At 76.3% G+C, this 781-nt stretch carries 1 pseudogene; it reads right to left on the reverse strand.

Annotated features, from left to right (window positions below):
• A pseudogene (locus DY245_RS32740) lies at positions 1–781 on the reverse strand (ATP-binding protein); the annotation flags it as partial.

The raw sequence follows: 781 nt of genomic DNA on the forward strand, positions 1-781 counted from the left end.
ATCCCCCGCCCCATCCCTCTCCCCTTCTCCTCCTCTTTCTCCTCCCTCTCCTTCTCCCTCTGCATCACGGACAGCGCGGCGATCAGCTCCGACTGCTGGTCCGGCGGGACGGTCAGCTGGTCCAGCGGTGCCAGCCGCCGCTCGCGCTCGCCGTCCAACGCACGCTCCAGATACGTGGCCAGCAGCCGGCCGCCCCGGTCGCAGAGCCGCAACGCGGTCTGGGCCCCCAACAGGTCGGCGAGGTTCTCACCCGCCGTACGGGCTCGGCGGCCGCCGAGCAACGCGGTGGCCAGCAGCGCCGCCGACTCCTCCGGCTCCACAGAGCCCGCGCGCTCACCGGCCTGCCCGGCGCGCGCCTCACGGGTCTCCTCCTCGGCCAGCTCCTCCAGGCAGCGCCGCCAGCGCCGGACGAGCACACCCAGACGTCCGCCCACACCCGCGGCACCGGCGGCCGACGTCAACGAGACCTCCGCCGCTGCGGGATCGCGCCGCCAGGCATCCGCGGCCCGCTCATCAGCCTCCTCCACGGCGCAGGCCAGCAGCGACGTCAGCCCGTGGGTCAGCGCGTCGAGCAGCTCGTCCGGCCGACCGCCGAGCCCATGGTCACGCCAGTGGGCGCGCGCGTCCCCGGACAGCACCTCACCGGCCGCGACCTCCCGCCGTACCCGCTCCGCGGCCCGCTCGTACGCCTCCTCGACCCGGCCGGCCAGCCGCAGCGCCGCGGCGTGCTGGGCGGCGGCGGCCCCGGCAAGCGCGGGCAGCCGGCTGCGCAGCGAGGCGA

Origin of the sequence: Streptomyces inhibens (assembly GCF_003389455.1) — a bacterium.
In the GTDB taxonomy this organism is placed as follows: Bacteria; Actinomycetota; Actinomycetes; order Streptomycetales; family Streptomycetaceae; genus Streptomyces; species Streptomyces inhibens.